We start from the raw sequence: 16,333 nt of genomic DNA, 5'->3' as shown, positions 1-16,333 counted from the left end.
GGGCCGGGGGCGCGCCGCCCGCCGGCCGGCCCGGGGCGGCCCCGCCCCGGTCGGCGGCCCAGCTGCCGGCGGTCGACCCGGCGGCGGCGCTGCGGCGCATGTACGTCGACACGAGCCCGGTCAGTTCGGCGCATCTGAGCCTGAACGCCGAGGTGCTGGGGCCCGAGCGGATGCTGTTCGGTACCGACTCACCGCCGCTGGCCGTGCCGCTGGAGGAGCAGATCCGCATGATCGAGAAGCTGCCGGTCGACAGGGCGTCGCAGCAGCTCATCCTCGGTGGCAACGCCGAGGTCCTCTTCGACCTCAGGAGTCGTCCGTGACCACCACGCAAGAGGCCGTCGCCGCGGCCGAACGCTGCACCCCGGAGTTCCGGCGGGACCCCCACACGGTCTACGGCCGGCTCCGCGACGCGGCCCCGGTCTGCCCCATGAGACCGCCGCACGGCAACGAGACGTACCTGATCACCCGGTACGAGGACGCGCGGGCCGCCCTGGCGGACCCGCGGCTGAGCAAGGACATGTACGGCGCCATGGACGCCTACCGGAGGATCTTCGGTGACTCGTCCGTCGCGCTGGACGACAACATGCTCAACTCCGACGCGCCCAAGCACACGCGGCTGCGCAGGCTGGTCAACTCCGCGTTCACCCCGCGGCGGGTGGAGGCTCTGCGGCCGAAGATCCAGGACGTCGTGCGGAGCCTGCTCGACGAGTGCCCGGTCCGGGAGCCCTTCGACCTGCTGCCGGCCTTCGCGTTCCCGCTGCCGATCATCGTGCTCTGCGATCTGCTCGGGGTACCGCCCCAGGAGCGGTCGCGGATGCAGAACCTGTCCTCCACGGTGGCTCGGAGCGGCTTCGACGAGGAGGCCAAGCGGGCCCAGCAGAAGGCGGAGGAGGATCTGCACGCCTACTTCTCCGATCTCGTCGCCGCGAAGCGGAGGCGTCCGGGGGACGACCTCCTGAGCGCGCTCACCGCGGTCCGCGACGATGACGGCGGCCTGACCGAGAACGAGCTCGTCTCCACGGCGTTCCTGCTGATGTTCGCGGGTCACAAGACGACCGCGTACCTGATCGGCAACGCCGTGCACCACCTCCTGTCCCATCCCGGACAGCTGCGCGCCGTGCGGGAGAACGGGGAGCTGATGCGTGCCGCGGTCGAGGAACTGGTGCGCTACGACGGCTCCGTGGAGACCGCGACGTTCCGCTACGCGACCGAGGACGTGGAGTACGGCGGGACCCGGATTCCCAAGGGCGCCCTGGTCCAGGTCGCGATCAGTTCGGCCAACCGCGATCCGCGGAAGTTCGACGCCCCGGACGAGTTGAACGTGATGCGTCCGGGCAACGCGCAGGACGCGCACCTGGGGTTCGGCCACGGCAGCCACTACTGCGTGGGAGCCCCGCTGGCCCGGCTGGAGATGCAGCTGGCACTCACCGTCCTGTGCGACCGGTTCCCGAGGATGACCCTGGCCGACCCGCGGGCCGGGGCACGGTGGCTGGAGGTTCCCTTCCCGGCCTTCCGCGGCCTCGCGGAGCTTCCGGTGGTGCTCGATCCCGCCGGGTGACCGACGCACGGCGAGACGCCTCGACATCCCGGCCCGCCGGACGACCCCCCAACGCCAAACACCCGCCCGGGCCTAAGGCCGCAGCCGGGTGTCAACTCTGTTCATTGTTCGTTGTATCCGAGGGGCGAGTTGACCACTGACGATAGGGTCGTGGTGGTGCAAGGGAAGTTCTGCCTCTGATGAGGTGTGCCGGGAGTCAGGCCCCTCGATCGAGCGCGGGGGTGATCAGGACTGACGCCAGCCCATGTCCAGGCCCGTCGAGTCCTTGAGTGCCTTGTTCAGTGCCTCGACTTCTCCGCGGTCCTCGAAGGGAGTATGGGGAAGGTGGTCGGAGGCGAGGGGGCCGATGCCGTACAGGATGTCGTCGTACGCCGACGCCACAGCGGCTCCTATCAGCAGGTCCGTGGCCTCGTCGAGGGTCACGTGCTCCGCCGGCCACCGGTACTCACCCTGGCTTACCTGGAACACGGGGAACAGCCACCACATGTCCCGGTCGGGGTCCACGAACCTGACCGCCCGGTCGCCCAGGAAGTTGACGCCGTAGTGGGAAAGCGCGCAGACATCCTCCTCGCGGAGGTCGAGCAGATGTGAGGCGCACATGAGGGAAACAGCAGGGGTTCGGTCGGCGAGGTGCATAGGTATCGTGGCCGCCTCCCGCAGCGTGGAGAGGCCGGACGGGCGGGACACCACGCGTCCCATCCGGAGCCCGCTGCGCTTGGCCAGCGTGTGCTGGAAGTGAACCGTCACCTCATGGCTCGGATACTGGAATTCCAGGTCGCTTTCCCAGTCCGCCATCGCCTTCGCCGCCGCAACGAAGCGGTGGGGAGGGTACAGCTCCCTCCAGTCGACGGTCGGGTCGGCGGAGGTCAGGCCCGGCACAACCGGGTTCAGCGCGAAGTCGATGAGGGCCAGGACGACGCTCCCGCCGAGATTCCGCCCCGCCAGAGCACTCGCCAGACGCCACGGAAGCCCGTACTCGCCGCTCATCTCCTCCAGCAGGAGCTCCCGCAGTGTCGGGTCGGTCATGCGCATGAAAGCGCCCTCGAACTGGAAGAGCTCGTCGATCACCGCCGCGCACTCGAACAGGAGGCGGGTGGTGAGCTGCCCCTCGGAGGTGTGCACGAGCTTCAGGGGCCCCATGACGCTGACAGGCGTGTCCTCGGGACGCTCGACCATCTCCACGCCCGCGCTCTGGCGCCAAGTGTCTTGCAATGAGTTCTCGAACGCCGCCCGCGTCTCCCAGGTCGTGAAATCGAACCCTGTCAAGCCCGCAGGGTCCAGCAGAACGTAGTAGGCGTAGTAGAGATTGAGCCAGTCCAGCTCGTTGTATCTCAACTCCCCACCGGTGTGCTGGGGGTAACGCTTGAAGGAGAGGAAGGGCCGTCCGCCCCTCCGGCCCTCGTGGAGATCCCCCGCTTGTCGCTGGCTCAAGTGGGAGATCGTGTACGCGGCCAGCTGGTCCCTCGATCGCCGCAGCAGGCTCAGCAGGATGCCAACAGTGGATCCGTGGTACCGCGCCCAGTGGCTGCTCTCGTGGACGTAGGTCTTGTGCCAGGAGCCGACCGCCGTGACGAGGTCTTTGGTACGGGTGCGGGTCGGGTCCTGGAAAAGGATCTGGCTGCGCAGATTCAGCTCGGCACCGCTGGAGTTCCGCAGGCGCGGGGAGTGTACGGTCACCGCTCCGCCGCCATTTCGGTGCCGTCCGCCTCCTCGCCGTTGCCGCCCTCCGGACGTGGGACCACCTCGTCCACGGGTCCACGGTCACGCGCCCGCTCTACCAATGCCTTCAGCGCGTCGTACACCGCGTTCGTGGCCAGTCCGGAGGCGACCGAGACGGTGATCTCCGCCCAGTTCGCGTGACGTAAGGAGTCGCGCCTGTCCTGGCGCAGGGGCGTGAGGGTGAGAGAGCACTTTCCGGCAAGATGTGGATCCGCCTCGATCTCCCGTGCCAGCACCTTCAAGTTCGCGCTCTCGCCCCGGTATTCGATGATCGGCATGACGGGAGCCTACCGCCGGGCCCGGTTGCCGTTCCGGGCTCCCGGACTCGTCGTCCTCGTCACCGCGCAAGGTGACGGAGTCGGCGAACCGGCCGGGCAATGCACTGCGGTTGCGTAGCGTGACGAGACTGACTTTGGTCCGAAGTCAGCAGTGACTCCGAATAACCCCCTTGATCGTGAATTTGTGGTGGATGTCAACTCCTCTGTGGGGACATACGGCACGTTCGTACTCGTGAAGGAAGCCGCCCAGGCGTTCACGCCTACGTATGTCGAGACGGCCGATCTGCTGCGGGGATGACCGGGAACCCGGGCTTCAGCGGCTTCCGCCTCGGTCCGCGCTTTCGACACTCCAAAACACGTCAACCGAACGGGCGACGTCCGACTCAGGCGGACGGGCACCATCGTCCCCCAGGGGGGCATAACCGCCAGTTCACTCTTGTGCGTCCTGCTCTGTTCTGGAGTCATCACCATGTGCCGTCGCTGGAACAGCGCCTTGGCGGAAAAACTCGTTTTCCCGGAGCGTCTTCTCCAGGGCCTGGCGCAGACCGAGGCGTTGGCCTTCCTGGTACGCACGGGTGTACTCGATCTCGCCGAGTGACCTACGGGCGTTTTCGAGACCGCGTTCCCGGTGGGCGGTCAGGAGGGCGAACCCGAAGAGCCGAGGAGTGCCGGACGGGTGCCACACGCGGTCCACGGCTCCCAGCAGGACCGCTGCCGAGCGTGCGTCGCCATAGGAGGAGAGCAGCCAGGCCAGAGTTTCGCTGAGTGTTGCTTCTCCCAGGTACTCGTCGATCTTCCTGGTGTGCCGGAGCGCACGGTGGAGGAGTTGCAGGGCGGTTTCCGGTTGCCCGGCTTCACCGTGGTCGACGGCAAGGGCCCATAGCAGGTAGCACTGGTGCCACGTGTTTCCTTGGGCCTCGGACATCGCCAGGGCCTGTTCGAGCAGGGGGGTGGAGCGAGTCCGCTCGCCTTGGAGAACTGCGGCGAAGCCGAGTTGGGCGATGCACTGCTGCTGTGTCAACAGCGGGGCGAACCAGTGCCCGCTTGCCAGGGAAGAGTTCGCGTGCCGTGCTGTGGTCTCCGTGTCCCCGGTGACCAGAGCTGCCAAGCTCCTCAGCTGCAGGAAGGCAGCAGTGAGTTCGGCCTTGGTCGCCCGGTGCGCCGAGGGATTTGCACTGCCGGACGCGGCGGGCATGTCGGCCAGCGCTTGTTCGCTGCGGCTGATCACCTCGTGGGTGCTGTCGTGGTCTCCGTGGAGGAGTAGTAAGAAACCGGCCACCCATGCGGCTTGGCACCATGTGCCAGTGGCCTCGGGGGAGGGAGGCTGCGGATGTCGTTCGAGGACCGTTCGCATCCAGTGGGCGCCCTCGCCCACATTGGCGGACGTCAGACAGTGCAGCCAGAAACCGAGAGACGCGCGTAATACGGCCTCCGCAGGCTCACCGGTCGGCGGTGACGTGGTGACGATCTGCCGCAGGTTGGGGTGCTCGGCACGCAGGCGACGCAGCCACTCGGCCTGTTCTGAAGAGCCGTAAGCGATTCCGGCCTGTGCGGCAAGGTTGAGGTACCACGCACGATGGCGACGCAGGGCGAGCTGCGCCCGACCGCTTTCCACCAGCCGTTCCTGCCCGTATGCACGGACGGTTTCGAGCATGTGCAGGCGAGTGCGACCACCTGTTTCGACGCTGGCGAGGAGCGACTGGTCCACGAGCCCAGCCAAGGCTTCGAAAGCGCCTTCGGTTGCGGCGTCATCGGGGGATTCGCCTTCTTCGGCGCGTCCGCAGAGTTGCTCGGCATCGGTGAGCAGCACACCGCCGGAACACAGCGAAAGTTGCTGCCAGGCCGTTCGCTCGGCTTCAGTGCACAACTCGTAGCTCCAGTCGAAGACTGCGCGCAGCGCCTGGTGGCGAGGATGTGCCGTACGGTCGCCACCGCCGGGGCCGAGCAGGCGGAACCGCTGGTCGAGCCGTTCCAGAAGTTCGTCAAGGGTCAGGGTACGCAGCCGTCGTGCGGCGATCTCCAGGGCGAGGGGCAGGCCGTCCAGCCTCCAGCACACGCGAGCAAGGGTATGCCGGTTCACCTCGGTGCCCCGAAAACCCGGGGTGGCAGCCTCGGCACGGTCCACGAAGAGAGTCATGGCCGGAGAGGTCACGGGGCCTTCGTCCGTGACATCTGCCTCGTGCAGGCGCCCCTCCGTCAAGGCAGGCAGGCCCAGCGGCCTCACCTGCAACACATGCTCGGCACCGATATTGAGGGGCTGCCGGCTGGTGGCGAGGATGCGCAGTTCCGGCAAGAGCGCGAGCAAGTCACGGACGGTGCGTACGCATCCGTCCAGCACGTGCTCACAGTTGTCGAGCAGGAGGAGGACACTACGTCCCCGCAGCGCCCCGGCAAGCGCGGACAAGGGGTCCTGCCTTGCCCCGGCAACCACGCCGACGGCGGAGGCGACCGCTTCGACGACGGCGTGGTCACCGCCGAGGTCGGCCAGCTCCGCACAGTACGTGCCGTCCGTGAATCGCTCGGCCACCTCGCGGACGAGTTGCTTGGCCAACCGCGTCTTACCCACGCCGCCGATCCCGACCAGCGTGACCAGCCGGCACCGCTCCAGCAGCTCGCCGCCGGCGGCCAACTCAGATTCGCGGCCCACGAAACTGGTGGCTTCCGCATGGCCGAAGTCGTACGGGAGGACGCGGGCAGCGTTCCTGCGCGTCTCGGACCCGTACAGATCATGCTGTACCCGCTCCCAATGCTCGTCCCACGAGCCCGGATCCCCGCCGCAGGCGCGGACATAGGCACGGAGAACCTCTCGTGTGGGCAGCCGCCGCCCAGCGGCTGCCTGAGACAGCGTACTGGGAGAGAAGTGGGCCGAATCGGCCATCTCCGAGTAGGTGAGTCCGGCCCTCTCACGGAGCGCGCGCAGCCCTAGCGCGAAGCATTCCAGCGGACCCGCCTGTGGATCGAGCGGCTGTTCCCGACGCCCCGGCCTGCCTGCCAAATCTGTCCACCTCCCCCGACGTTCAGATTGTTCGGTTGATTATGACTGCTCACGCAGAGTGGCGAACAACCCTCGCCGTCTCCGATGCTCAAGGCCAACCGCTCCGCTGAGCAGCCAAGGTCGAGGCAGGGTGCCTCGGACTTGTCGTGCACTGTCGTGATGTGGCCACGCAGCCAGCCCAAAGAGGGCAGGCAGAGGCGCGTGCGGTTGACGGCCGTCGGGTCGTCCGCAGGCAATCCTCACAAGTAGGAAATGGAGACCACAGGGGCATGGATGCAAGAACGACGGAGTCCACGAATCCGTCGGATGCCGAGTACGGCGAACTGGTCGTGGCGGCGATCTCGGGGGACCAACGGTTCACCAGCGAGCCGAGGACCACTTGGGACTTGCCGGCCGACAGCACGATTGTTGGTCGACTCGCGGGACGCTCAGTGCAGGAGTCTCAGCGCCTACGCGCACTTGGTGCTTCCCGTATCGGTCGAACGTCCGGCCGAGGAGCAGGAGCAGTTCGCGTCCCCGGCGCGCGAGAGGGCCGATGCGCCGCTTCCGGCTGTCGGAACGGGCGTATCGGCAGTGGGACGTCTGTTTTCAGGAGGTTGCGGTGACCGGTGTGGAAATCGCGGCCGGGTACGTGTTCGCCTGGCTGGTGGCCAAGAGCCGCCGGGTGGCAAGCCGCGCCGATGCGGAGATCGCCCGCAACCTGCCCATCGGAATGGACCGGCTGCACGACCTGGTCGGCCGCAAACTCGGGCAGGACCCTGCACTGAAACGTGCCCGCGAGGAGGCCGAGGCTGGGGAGACGGAACCCTCGGAACTCACGCGACGGCGACTGGCAGTCGCTCTCACGGACGCGGCTGAGCGGGACGGGGCCTTCGCCGAGGCACTGGAGAAGCTGATCGAGGAACTTCAAGCCGGAGCAGGCACCAGATCCGCAGACGGATTGTCCGCGTCGAGTGATGGTCAGGCGGTCGGCGGGAACGTGAACATCCACGCAGAGGGCGGTTCGGCAGCCTCGTGGAGGATGGGGAACGTGACGCTCGGGTCAGCCCCAAACCCTCAGCAGCCGGGTTCGGACCAGGGCTGACCAAACCCGGAGCTCCCGCAGGCCCCAATGCCACACCACGTGACCCTGTCGGCAACACCACCGTCACCGCCGACCATGGCTGCATCGCGGCCGGCAGCGTTGGTCGGCTCACCCACAACCGGAACAAGACGAAGGTCAACTTTTAGGGGATCGCGGCTGTGGTCCTGTTTACCGGTGCCGGAGGCACCGCCTACCGGGCTGCTGAGGCCAACTCGGCCTCCGTCTCCGACGTCGGATCCGCTGAGGGCGAAGCCGGTGTGCGCGATACGTGGCAGGCAACGACCACGGCCGTTCGCCTGCACAGCGGCAAGACCGTTTGCGCCCTTATGACCCCGGACTTCCGGCAAGGGGCTGGAGGATCGGGCGACAGGGACGTGCGCGCAGTCGGTCGGCGAGCTTTTCGGCAGTTCCGACGCTGCCACGCTTGACAAGGCGGGCTCGATCCGCCTTGAGAAGGCAGTGGTCAAGGGGCAGTGGGCTGAAATGGCCCAATCGGCGCCGGGATCGTCGGTGTGGAGTTACTCCGGCATGGAGCGGTTCTGTGACCGGTGGCGCTGGTCGCAGCACTTCCTGTATGCCGAGTTCCATCCGAAAAAATGCCCCGGGATCAATTCGGGTCAGCCGGCACGAGGACGGTCTGATGCTCGTCCACCGTGACGACGCCACGGGCCCGTTCGAGGGTCGATCAGCACGTGCCGACGGCGTAGGGGCGAAGACAAGTCCACAATCTCGCCGCAGCTGACCAGACGTCACCTCCAGCCCACAACATTTAGCCAACAACAAGGCAGTTACGAAGAGAGGACTCACCATGTGGAACAAGTGCCAGCGCTGCAAGGGCAACGGGAAGTGCACCACCTGCGACGGATCCGGCTACCGCGGCGTGTGGAAGTGCGACAGCTGTCGCGGCAGCGGCGACTGTAAGGCATGCGACGGCCGCGGCTGACCGCATGAACACCGCAGGGTGACCTGCCTTCTGCACTTCGGTGAGGGCTCTTGTCACACGGCACGGGCCTTCACTACAGCCTACACGGCCTGCCCAACTGCCGAGTCGTCCAGCACCCGAACACCGCTACTACGACGGTCTGTCCGACGCCCGCACTCCGCTGTTGGAACGGCACCTTCACCCGGTACGCGACGAGAACGGCACGGTACAAACAGCTGAGATATTGACGAGAGCAGCGACCTGAAGCTCCTGGCCGCGTTGAACAGCCTGGGTCGACAGGTACTCGATGCAAACCCGGGACGGCGCACTGTCTCGATTGTGCGCTTCCAAACGTCAAAGGCGAGTGAACGGTGCGCTCATCCAGCCCGTTGACTTCGGGGGAGACAAGGTGCCGATTCGCGTTCAGACCCGTCGTAAGCGGCTTCTCCTGGCAAGTGCTGCGGGAGTCGTGGCCGTTGGTGGGATGTCCAAGGATCTGGTCTACGGCTTCTTGAAGGACAATTTGGCGCTGGGCACCTTCGCAGGCGCTGCCGTGCTGGTAGGCGGCCTGTCAGCGGTCATGTACCACCACCACACGGCAGACGACGTGGCTGAGTCGGCGCGGGCCGGTCTGGAGTTGCGCCATCAACTGCCCCAGGAGCACGTGCTGGTCGGACGTGACGTCCTGAGCAGCGGCCTTGTTGAGCGGCTCCGAGATGTGCCGACTCCTGGGAGCGGCGCGCTGCCAGGAGACCCGGCGGCTGGGCAGGCCACCGTGATCGTCGTCCATGGCGCGGCTGGTACAGGGAAGACGGCTCTCGCCCTGCACGCGGCGCACCGCGTCAAACAGTACTACCCAGATGGGCAACTTTACGTCGACCTGCGCGGCGACGCCGACATACCTCGCGAGAGTGGGGAGGTTCTGGGCGAGTTCGTCCGGAGCTTGGGGACGGCCCAGGGCGACATGCCCCGCACGACGGACGATCGGGCTGCCCTCTTCCGCAGCCTCACAAACAACCTGCGACTGCTGGTCATGCTCGACAATGCGCACAGCACTGCACAGATCCAGCCGCTTCTGCCCGTGGGTGCCGGTTGCTCAGTGCTCGTGACGAGCAGAAAGGCTCTGTCAGCAGGAAACATCACCAGGCGCCACCGGGTGAAGGTGCAGCTGCCTGATGAAGACCAGGCGCTGGAGGTACTCAGCGCACACGCAGGCCGGGAACGAGTGATTGCGGATCCCGCCGCGGCCCTGGAGATCGTGCAGTTCTGCGGCAGACTTCCGCTAGCGCTGCGCATCGTAGGCGGAAAGATCGCGATGCGGGAAGACCTGACACTCCGGCAGATGCGCGCGAGGCTCGAAGACGAGCGCGCGCGGTTGCACGAGCTGGTCTACGAAGACCTGAGCCTCCAAGCATGCCTGTCTCTTACATACCGAGACCTGCCGGAGGCTATCCGACGGGCGGTTGGGCTGATGTCCTCCCTGCCTGCGGGAAAACTGACGGACTGGCATGTCGGGTCGTGTCTGCCAACCGCATCAGTCGTTGGACGCGTCTCCGACGAACTCGTCGCTGTAGGCCTGATGGAGGCGCATGGGAGCGAGGGCTCGGGGCCCGGCTACCGCTTCCATGACCTGGTGCGCGTCTTCGCGACCGAGCAGTACGAGGCCCTCCCTCCGGAAGAGCGCCGTACCGCTGAGGAACGTCTGGTGCGGGCCTACCGTGAGGCGATCGTGTACCTGGCTGTCAGCCGTGCCCCGGAACTCCGCGCGGAGGCGTCGCCGGAACGCGCAGGAAACCTGGACCAGGAGACCGCCGGGCCTTGGGTGGCGGAGGAGATCGAGCGGATCAAGTGGGCGATCACCCGTGCCCGGCGCCTGGGCATGGAGCCCGAGGGCGCTGAGATCGCCGAGGGCCTCTCGTACTTCCTTGACGACCTGAACCTCCCATCGGCGTCCGCCCAGTGGCTCTTCGACGAGGGGGCGGAGCAGCGGGCCCGGGTGGTCCGGAGCCTGCGCCGCGGACGCGCCGTCGCCGCCCTGGGGAACGGAATGCCGGACACGGTCTTGGACCTGTGCCTGCCCGGCAGGTCTCCCGATCCGGCCGCCACGCTGCCAGCGCGGGACCGGATGGTTGTGGCACGTGCCTACGCAGCCAAAAGCGACTATCCGGCGGCGCTGAGCCACATGAGCACGGCCGTGCAGAAACTGCGCGCGGAGAACGACCAATGGCACTTGCTGTCCTCGTTGGAGAAGCTAGGCGAGTTCCAGAGGTGGCGAGGACAACCCGAGAAGGCGGAGGAGAGCCAGCGGGAGGCATTGCGACTGGCCGAGGAGTTCAGGGACAGAAGGGCGCAGGCGCGCCTTCGGCGTACCTTGGCCGAGACTCTCGGATACTTGCGCAGGCCCGAGGAGGCCGTCCCGTTCCTGGAGCAGGCCGTCCACGACTTCCAGATCCTCAACGACAGGGTCTGGGAAGGGGCGAGCCGCTATGCGCTGGGCAAGATCTATCGACTGCTCGCCCGCCGCCAGGAAGCGCTGGCTGCCTACGACAGGGCCGAAGATATCTTCGGCCCCATGGGCGAGCAGCTGTGGATTGGCCGCATCGCCAATGCGCGGATCCGCGTACACGCGGGCATGGGACGCTTCGACGACGCCTGGGCGTCGGCACGAACGGCTCTCGATTTGTTCCAACAGCTCGGGAACGAGATGTGGTACAGCCACACTCAGCGGGACGTCGGCTGGCTGCACTTGCGTCAGGGCCGTCCGGGCGAGGCGGTGGCACCCCTCACAGAAGCGGTCGACGTGACGCGACAAGCCGGCGACGCGTATGCGGAGTCCATGGCCAGGCATCTGCGGGGTGTCGCCCACCGCGAACTAGGACAGCTTAACGAGGCGCGCAGCGACCTGGAGGCGGCGCTGGCTATCTACCGGGGCGGGGCATACGAGTGGAATGAGGCTGCCGTTCTTCACGACTTGATCCGGGTGCTACGTGCCGACGGCGCGTCCGACGAAGCGGATCGCACGGAGTCCTCGGCGACCTTGGGCAACCCGATTTTCGTTCAGATGACCGGCCGTGACGGCGCCAGGGCAATCCCGGATGAGGACTGACCTTGCGCCTGCCAAAAGACTCATCCGTCCTGGTGGGGTCTGGTGTACGGGTGGTGTCGAGCACGGGCGCTCGAGCGGGTGCTCTGGGCACCTGGTGAGTGCCCCGGCAGGATGATCTGTCGTGCTGCTTCGACTTGCCTATCTGGATGTGACGAACATGTTCGCCCTGCTGCGGGTGCTGCCGGTGAGCAACCAGGACAAGGACGCGGAGATCCTCGCGCTGCGTCATCAGATCACCGTGCTGGAACGCCAGCTCGGCCGGGATCGGGTGCGGTTCGCCCCGAGTGACCGGGTGTTCCTGGCCGCGCTACTGCACCGGCTCCCGCGCGGTGTGCTGCGCCGGGCACGGCTGCTGGTGCGCCCGGACACTGGGCTGCACTGGCACTGTGACCTGGTCTCGCGCCACCATGCGACCCGTTCCCGTCCAAAACGTTCGGGATGGCCACGCATGGTGCGCTCGATCCGCGCTCTCATCCTGCGCCTGGCGAGGGAGAATCCCGGGAGGGGATATCGGCGCATTCACGGTGAGCTGCTCGTCCTGGGCGTGCAGGTGGCCGCCTCCACCGCGTGGGAGATCCTGAAGGATGCCGGGTTCGACCCGGCGCCCGAACGCGCCGTGACGACCTGGCCGGTTTCCTGCGCTCCCAGGCCGATGCCCTGCTGGCCTGCGACTTGTTCGAGACCATCACTCTGTCCGGGGCGCGGCTGTACGTGTTCGCCGTGCTCGAGCACACCAGCTGGCGCATCCGCGTCCTGGGCGCGACGGCGCACCCGACCGCCTCCTCGGTGGCGCAGGCCGCCAGGAACCTCGTTATGGATCTCGAGGATGCTGGCTGCCGGGCCCGGTTCATGATCCGCGACCGTGACGGGAAGTACCCCGCCCTGTTCGACACCGTCCTTGAGGATGCGGGGATCGAGGTCGTACTCAGCGGGATCCGGATGCCGCGGATGAACGCGCTCATGGAACGCTGGGTGCAAACCTGCCGACGCGAACTGCTGGACCGCACCCTGGTCTGGAACCAGCGCCACCTGCTTCACGCCCTGCGCGAGTTCGAACAGCACTACAACTCCCACCGGCCCCACCAGGGCATCTCAGACGCCCGCCCGCTGCACCCCCTGCCTCCGCCGATCACCGACCCGGACGCTACAGCCCACCTCGACATACGACGACGCGACCGCCTCGGCGGCACCCTCCACGAGTACCAGCATGCGGCCTGACCTGCACGAACGAGATTCTCGGCAGTGACAAGGACAGCGGATCCACCGCCTGGAACCCGACCCCGCGGCGGCCCCCAGCGTGGCCCGGATCTTCCAGATGTACATCGACGGCATGAGCGACAGGGCCATCGCCTCCCAGCTCACCCGGGAAGGCCTCCCCCTGCCCCTCCGCCCACGACGCCGCCCGCAACCCCCACCGCAAGAAGACCGCATGGCAGGCCGGAGCCGTCAGAGCGGAACCTCATCAACCCCCGCTACACCGGCTGCGAGATCTCGAACAAACAGCGCAAGGAGGAGCACCTCTACGACATCGACGACGTCACCCTCGGCCACCGCGCCCGCATGACACACAACCCGGCCGAACAGTGGGTCTGGTCCAATGACACCGCTCACGAGGCCATCGTCACCACCAAGCTCTTCGACACCGTCAAGAAGATCCGTCAGCAGCACGCCCGCATGCCGCAGCGCCTCGAACGCCCCGGCCGACAACAGCGGGGGCAACGAGCGTACGCACTGCGCGGACGCGTGCGATGTGTAACGTGCGGGCGCAAGATGCAACCCGCGACGATCCGCAACACCGTCTACTACCGCTGCGAGTTCAAGGAACAGGAACAGTCCCTCCACCCCGGCATGGATCCCCCCCGGACCGTCTACCTCCGGGAAGACGTGCTGTGCCGGGCTCTGGACCGGTGGATCGCGAAAGCCTTCACCCCCGACCGGCTCGCCGCCACCCTCACCGCCCTCGCCCAAGCCAGCGCGGCAGCGAACGCGGCCGAGACGCTCACTCCGCAGCAGGCTCAGGCCCACAAAATGGTCAAGGAGTGCGAGCGGCCTCCCGCCCGCTACCAGGCCGCCCTCGAAGCCGGCGCCGACCCCGCCGTCGTCACCCAATGGTTCAACGAAGCGCAGGCGGACAAGGAGGCAGCACGCAAGGAGCTCGACACACCGCCAGCCGCCACTCGAACGAAGGAAACTCCCCTCAGCGCCGACCAGATCCAGGAAATCACTGAGACACTCGGAGACATCGCACAACGCGTGCAGGCCGTTCATGCAGAGAAGAAGAGCCCGCTCTACGAAGCCCTCGGGATCACGATCAGTTACGAATACGCAGGTAGGGCCGCGACCGTTAGCTCGAGGCCCTCATCCGTGTATCGCTATAGCGAGTGTCCGAGGGGGGAGTTGACCACTGACGATACGGTCGTAATCACGCAGGGGACCTCCCCAAAGAGTTGCGTCCTTGTACCGTCCTCCAAACTCGGGCTCGTGCCCAGAGCGGCGACCTCAGCACCAAAGGTCACGTCACAGAAAATGGATGCCTACAGGCGTTTCGGGACCACACCGATGATGCTTGAGACCACTTTGGAGGCCCGGCCTGCTCGCGGCGGACCCGACCGGCGCACTCGGCAACGCCGTGGCGTTCCCCGCCGGTCAGCTACGCAGCAACTCGCTTGACCCTACCTGCGCCAACAGCGGCGGCTCGGACGCTCCTTCGTAAGCGAGATGCAGTTCGCGTCGGGCTCGCGTGGCCATGACGTAGTACTCCATGCGCAGCGCGGCCGAGGTGGGATCAGTGGCGGCGTCGGTGTGCGCGTCGGGGATGACGACGGTGTCGAAGCCGAGACCCTTGGCGCTTCTCCGATGGACCAGGACGACGCCGGGACGGCCGAGGTCCAGGCGGTGGTAGCGGCCGCCTCCCTTCCAGGCATCGGAGGTGTAGAGCTGCGGTTTGAGCCTGGGCGCCTTGTTCTGCAGTGTGCCGAGCAGCGAGAACTGCGTGTGCTTGGAGTGGGCTATCACGCCGATGGTGTGCTGCGGGTGCTGCTTGGCGAGCAGCATCACCAGGTCGGCGGCCCCGCGCTGCGGAAGGCGGTGCAGTCGTGCGGGCGGGCCGTCCCGTTCGGGGATCGGAGGCAGACCGGTTCCGGTGTGGAAGTGGGCCGCGAAGGAGGCGATCTGCCGGGTGTTGCGGTGGTTGCCGTCGAGTTCGTGGCGTGCGCAGCGGCCCAGGCGCTCGGCGATCTCCGCGAGTGTGGAGTTGGTGTCGGTCAGACGCTGGCACTCGTCCGCGTACACCGTCGTGCGGGCTCCGAGCAGTCGGCAGAGGCGGTAGAACTCCGGCGGCAGGTCCTGGCCTTCGTCCACGACGAGGGTGAGTCCGGGCGGCGGGTCGGCGGCCGCGGCCCGCTCGTACAGGGCGGGCCAGTCGAACCAGCCGTCCGGACCGGTGGGCGGTTTCCCGCCGTACCACTCGGTGAGCCAGGCGTGCACGGTCCGCACCCGCACGCTGCGGTCCGCGGGACCCAGCGCGTGGACGGCTCCGGCCAGTGCCTGGTGCAGGAGGTTGGAATAGGTCAGCAGGACCACCGGCGTTCCCGTCAGGGCGAGCATGACGGCTCGCTGGGCCGCCAGGAGGCTCTTGCCGCTTCCCGGCGGACCGCTGACGAGGTGGTTGCCGTCGAAGGGCAGATCGTCGAGGCAGGAGCGCTGCTCATCGGTGAGGTCGAGATAGGTGACGGTCACATCTCCTCCACGGCGTCGGCGGCCACGGCGCGGGCCGCGGTGACGATGGACTCCAGGTAGCCGGGCACCCGTTCGCCGCCGACGACCAGGGCGCGGTCCAGGAGGGTGTTTCCGGTCTCACAGCTGGTCTCGGGGAGCAGCGCGCAGGCGTGGCAGGCCGCACGGTTGAGGTTGCCGAAGCCCTGGCCGGTGTGCTCGGCGCAGAGCGGGTCGGCCGAGCACCAGGCCGCGGCCTCCGTCATCCGGAGCAGGGTCTCGGCGAGCCGGGGCGGTTCACCTTGCCGGACGAGACCGCCGAGGGTTCCCTCCGCGTCTCCTGCGGCCGTGTAGACGAGGATGCCGTACTGATCCTGCTCAGGGCGCGCGTAGACACGTTCACGCAGGCTCGCCGTCGTGTAGCCGGATTCGAAGGAGAGCTGGCGGATCAGCAGGTGCGCGAGGGTGTGCAGGAGTACGAATCGCGGGGACAGCTCATGACCGGTCAAGGTCTCCAGACGGTCCTTCTGGAAGGAGCGGTCGAGGTCGGCTCGCATGCCGGAGATCCGGCGTCGGACCCGGGTGTCCGCTTCCCAGGCGGCGAGTTCGCTCTTGTCCAGGGTGAGGAAGATGCCCTCTCCGAAGACCTCCACGGCGGGCAGCCACCTCAGGCACCGTGCGGTGTCGGCGGGGACGACGGCGGCGTCCGGAGACACCCGGGTGAAGCCCGACAGGGCGCGTACCTCCCGGAGCCGGTCGGCGAGGACAATCCGGCCGAACCGGCGGCTGAGGGCCGCCCAGGGGGCCGCGGTCTCGCCGGCCAAACCGAGCGTGGTCTCGCGCAGCGCGAAGTCGCGGGTGGCCGGCGGCGTCGGAGCGGTGAAGGCCGCCCATTCCTCCCGGCTCAGGTCGGGGCGGTCGGGAGTACCGGTCGCGGAGGAGACGGGCCGGCCCGTC

11 protein-coding genes and 1 pseudogene are annotated in these 16,333 nt (G+C 67.4%); 7 read left to right on the top strand and 5 right to left on the bottom strand.

Annotated features, from left to right (window positions below):
- Both AB0472_RS45575 and AB0472_RS45570 read left to right on the top strand, forming a co-directional pair.
- Positions 1–320, top strand: a 320-nt coding sequence (locus tag AB0472_RS45575; RefSeq protein ID WP_366365561.1) for an amidohydrolase family protein, incomplete at its 5' end; no start/stop codon positions are given.
- Positions 317–1,558, top strand: coding sequence for a cytochrome P450 (locus tag AB0472_RS45570; protein ID WP_366365559.1), 1,242 nt, complete (start codon positions 317–319; stop codon positions 1,556–1,558). The genes AB0472_RS45575 and AB0472_RS45570, both read left to right, overlap by 4 nt.
- 225 nt (positions 1,559–1,783) lie before the next feature.
- Here AB0472_RS45570 and AB0472_RS45565 read toward each other — a convergent pair whose 3' ends face one another.
- From AB0472_RS45565 to AB0472_RS45555, 3 genes are all read right to left on the bottom strand, one after another.
- A complete protein-coding gene (locus tag AB0472_RS45565; RefSeq protein ID WP_366365558.1) occupies positions 1,784–3,235 on the bottom strand; it encodes a hypothetical protein in 1,452 nt (483 codons plus the stop codon).
- Positions 3,232–3,555, bottom strand: coding sequence for a hypothetical protein (locus AB0472_RS45560; protein WP_366365556.1), 324 nt, complete (start codon positions 3,553–3,555; stop codon positions 3,232–3,234). The genes AB0472_RS45565 and AB0472_RS45560 overlap by 4 nt, the downstream gene beginning before the upstream one ends.
- A 430-nt stretch (positions 3,556–3,985) precedes the next feature.
- The gene (locus AB0472_RS45555) at positions 3,986–6,550 is read right to left on the bottom strand and encodes a helix-turn-helix domain-containing protein (RefSeq protein ID WP_366365555.1); all 2,565 of its coding nucleotides are present in this window, start codon (positions 6,548–6,550) and stop codon (positions 3,986–3,988) included.
- A 601-nt stretch (positions 6,551–7,151) separates the two neighbouring features.
- Between AB0472_RS45555 and AB0472_RS45550 the strand changes: the two genes are divergently transcribed.
- The 5 genes and pseudogenes from AB0472_RS45550 (at position 7,152) to AB0472_RS45530 (ending at position 14,332) form a co-directional block, all read left to right on the top strand.
- Positions 7,152–7,634, top strand: a complete 483-nt coding sequence (locus AB0472_RS45550; RefSeq protein WP_366365553.1) for a hypothetical protein — start codon at positions 7,152–7,154, stop codon at positions 7,632–7,634.
- Positions 7,635–9,040: 1,406 nt separating this feature from the next.
- Positions 9,041–11,662: a tetratricopeptide repeat protein gene (locus tag AB0472_RS45545; RefSeq protein WP_366365551.1), complete on the top strand. Its 2,622-nt coding sequence runs from the start codon at positions 9,041–9,043 to the stop codon at positions 11,660–11,662.
- A 121-nt stretch (positions 11,663–11,783) separates the two neighbouring features.
- Positions 11,784–12,880 (top strand): annotated as a pseudogene (locus AB0472_RS45540) (integrase core domain-containing protein).
- Positions 12,881–12,920: 40 nt separating this feature from the next.
- On the top strand, positions 12,921–13,226 hold the full coding sequence (locus AB0472_RS45535) for a recombinase family protein (RefSeq protein ID WP_366365564.1): 306 nt from the start codon (positions 12,921–12,923) through the stop codon (positions 13,224–13,226).
- Entirely contained in the window at positions 13,124–14,332 is a 1,209-nt protein-coding gene (locus tag AB0472_RS45530; protein WP_366365563.1) for a zinc ribbon domain-containing protein, read from the top strand. The genes AB0472_RS45535 and AB0472_RS45530 overlap by 103 nt, the downstream gene beginning before the upstream one ends.
- Here the strand turns inward: AB0472_RS45530 and AB0472_RS45525 are convergent.
- Together AB0472_RS45525 and AB0472_RS45520 are read right to left on the bottom strand one after the other, a co-directional pair.
- The gene (locus AB0472_RS45525) at positions 14,309–15,400 is read right to left on the bottom strand and encodes a DNA helicase (protein ID WP_366365550.1); all 1,092 of its coding nucleotides are present in this window, start codon (positions 15,398–15,400) and stop codon (positions 14,309–14,311) included. The genes AB0472_RS45530 and AB0472_RS45525 overlap by 24 nt on opposite strands.
- Positions 15,397–16,333 (bottom strand): DUF1998 domain-containing protein (locus AB0472_RS45520; RefSeq protein ID WP_366365548.1); only part of this gene is annotated, 937 nt, incomplete at its 5' end. The genes AB0472_RS45525 and AB0472_RS45520, both read right to left, overlap by 4 nt.

It is taken from the genome of Streptomyces sp. NPDC086777 (genome assembly GCF_040702065.1).
Lineage (GTDB): Bacteria > Actinomycetota > Actinomycetes > Streptomycetales > Streptomycetaceae > Streptomyces.
The sequence above is the reverse complement of the archived record's forward strand: the minus strand, read 5'-3'. Positions and strand labels throughout refer to the sequence as shown.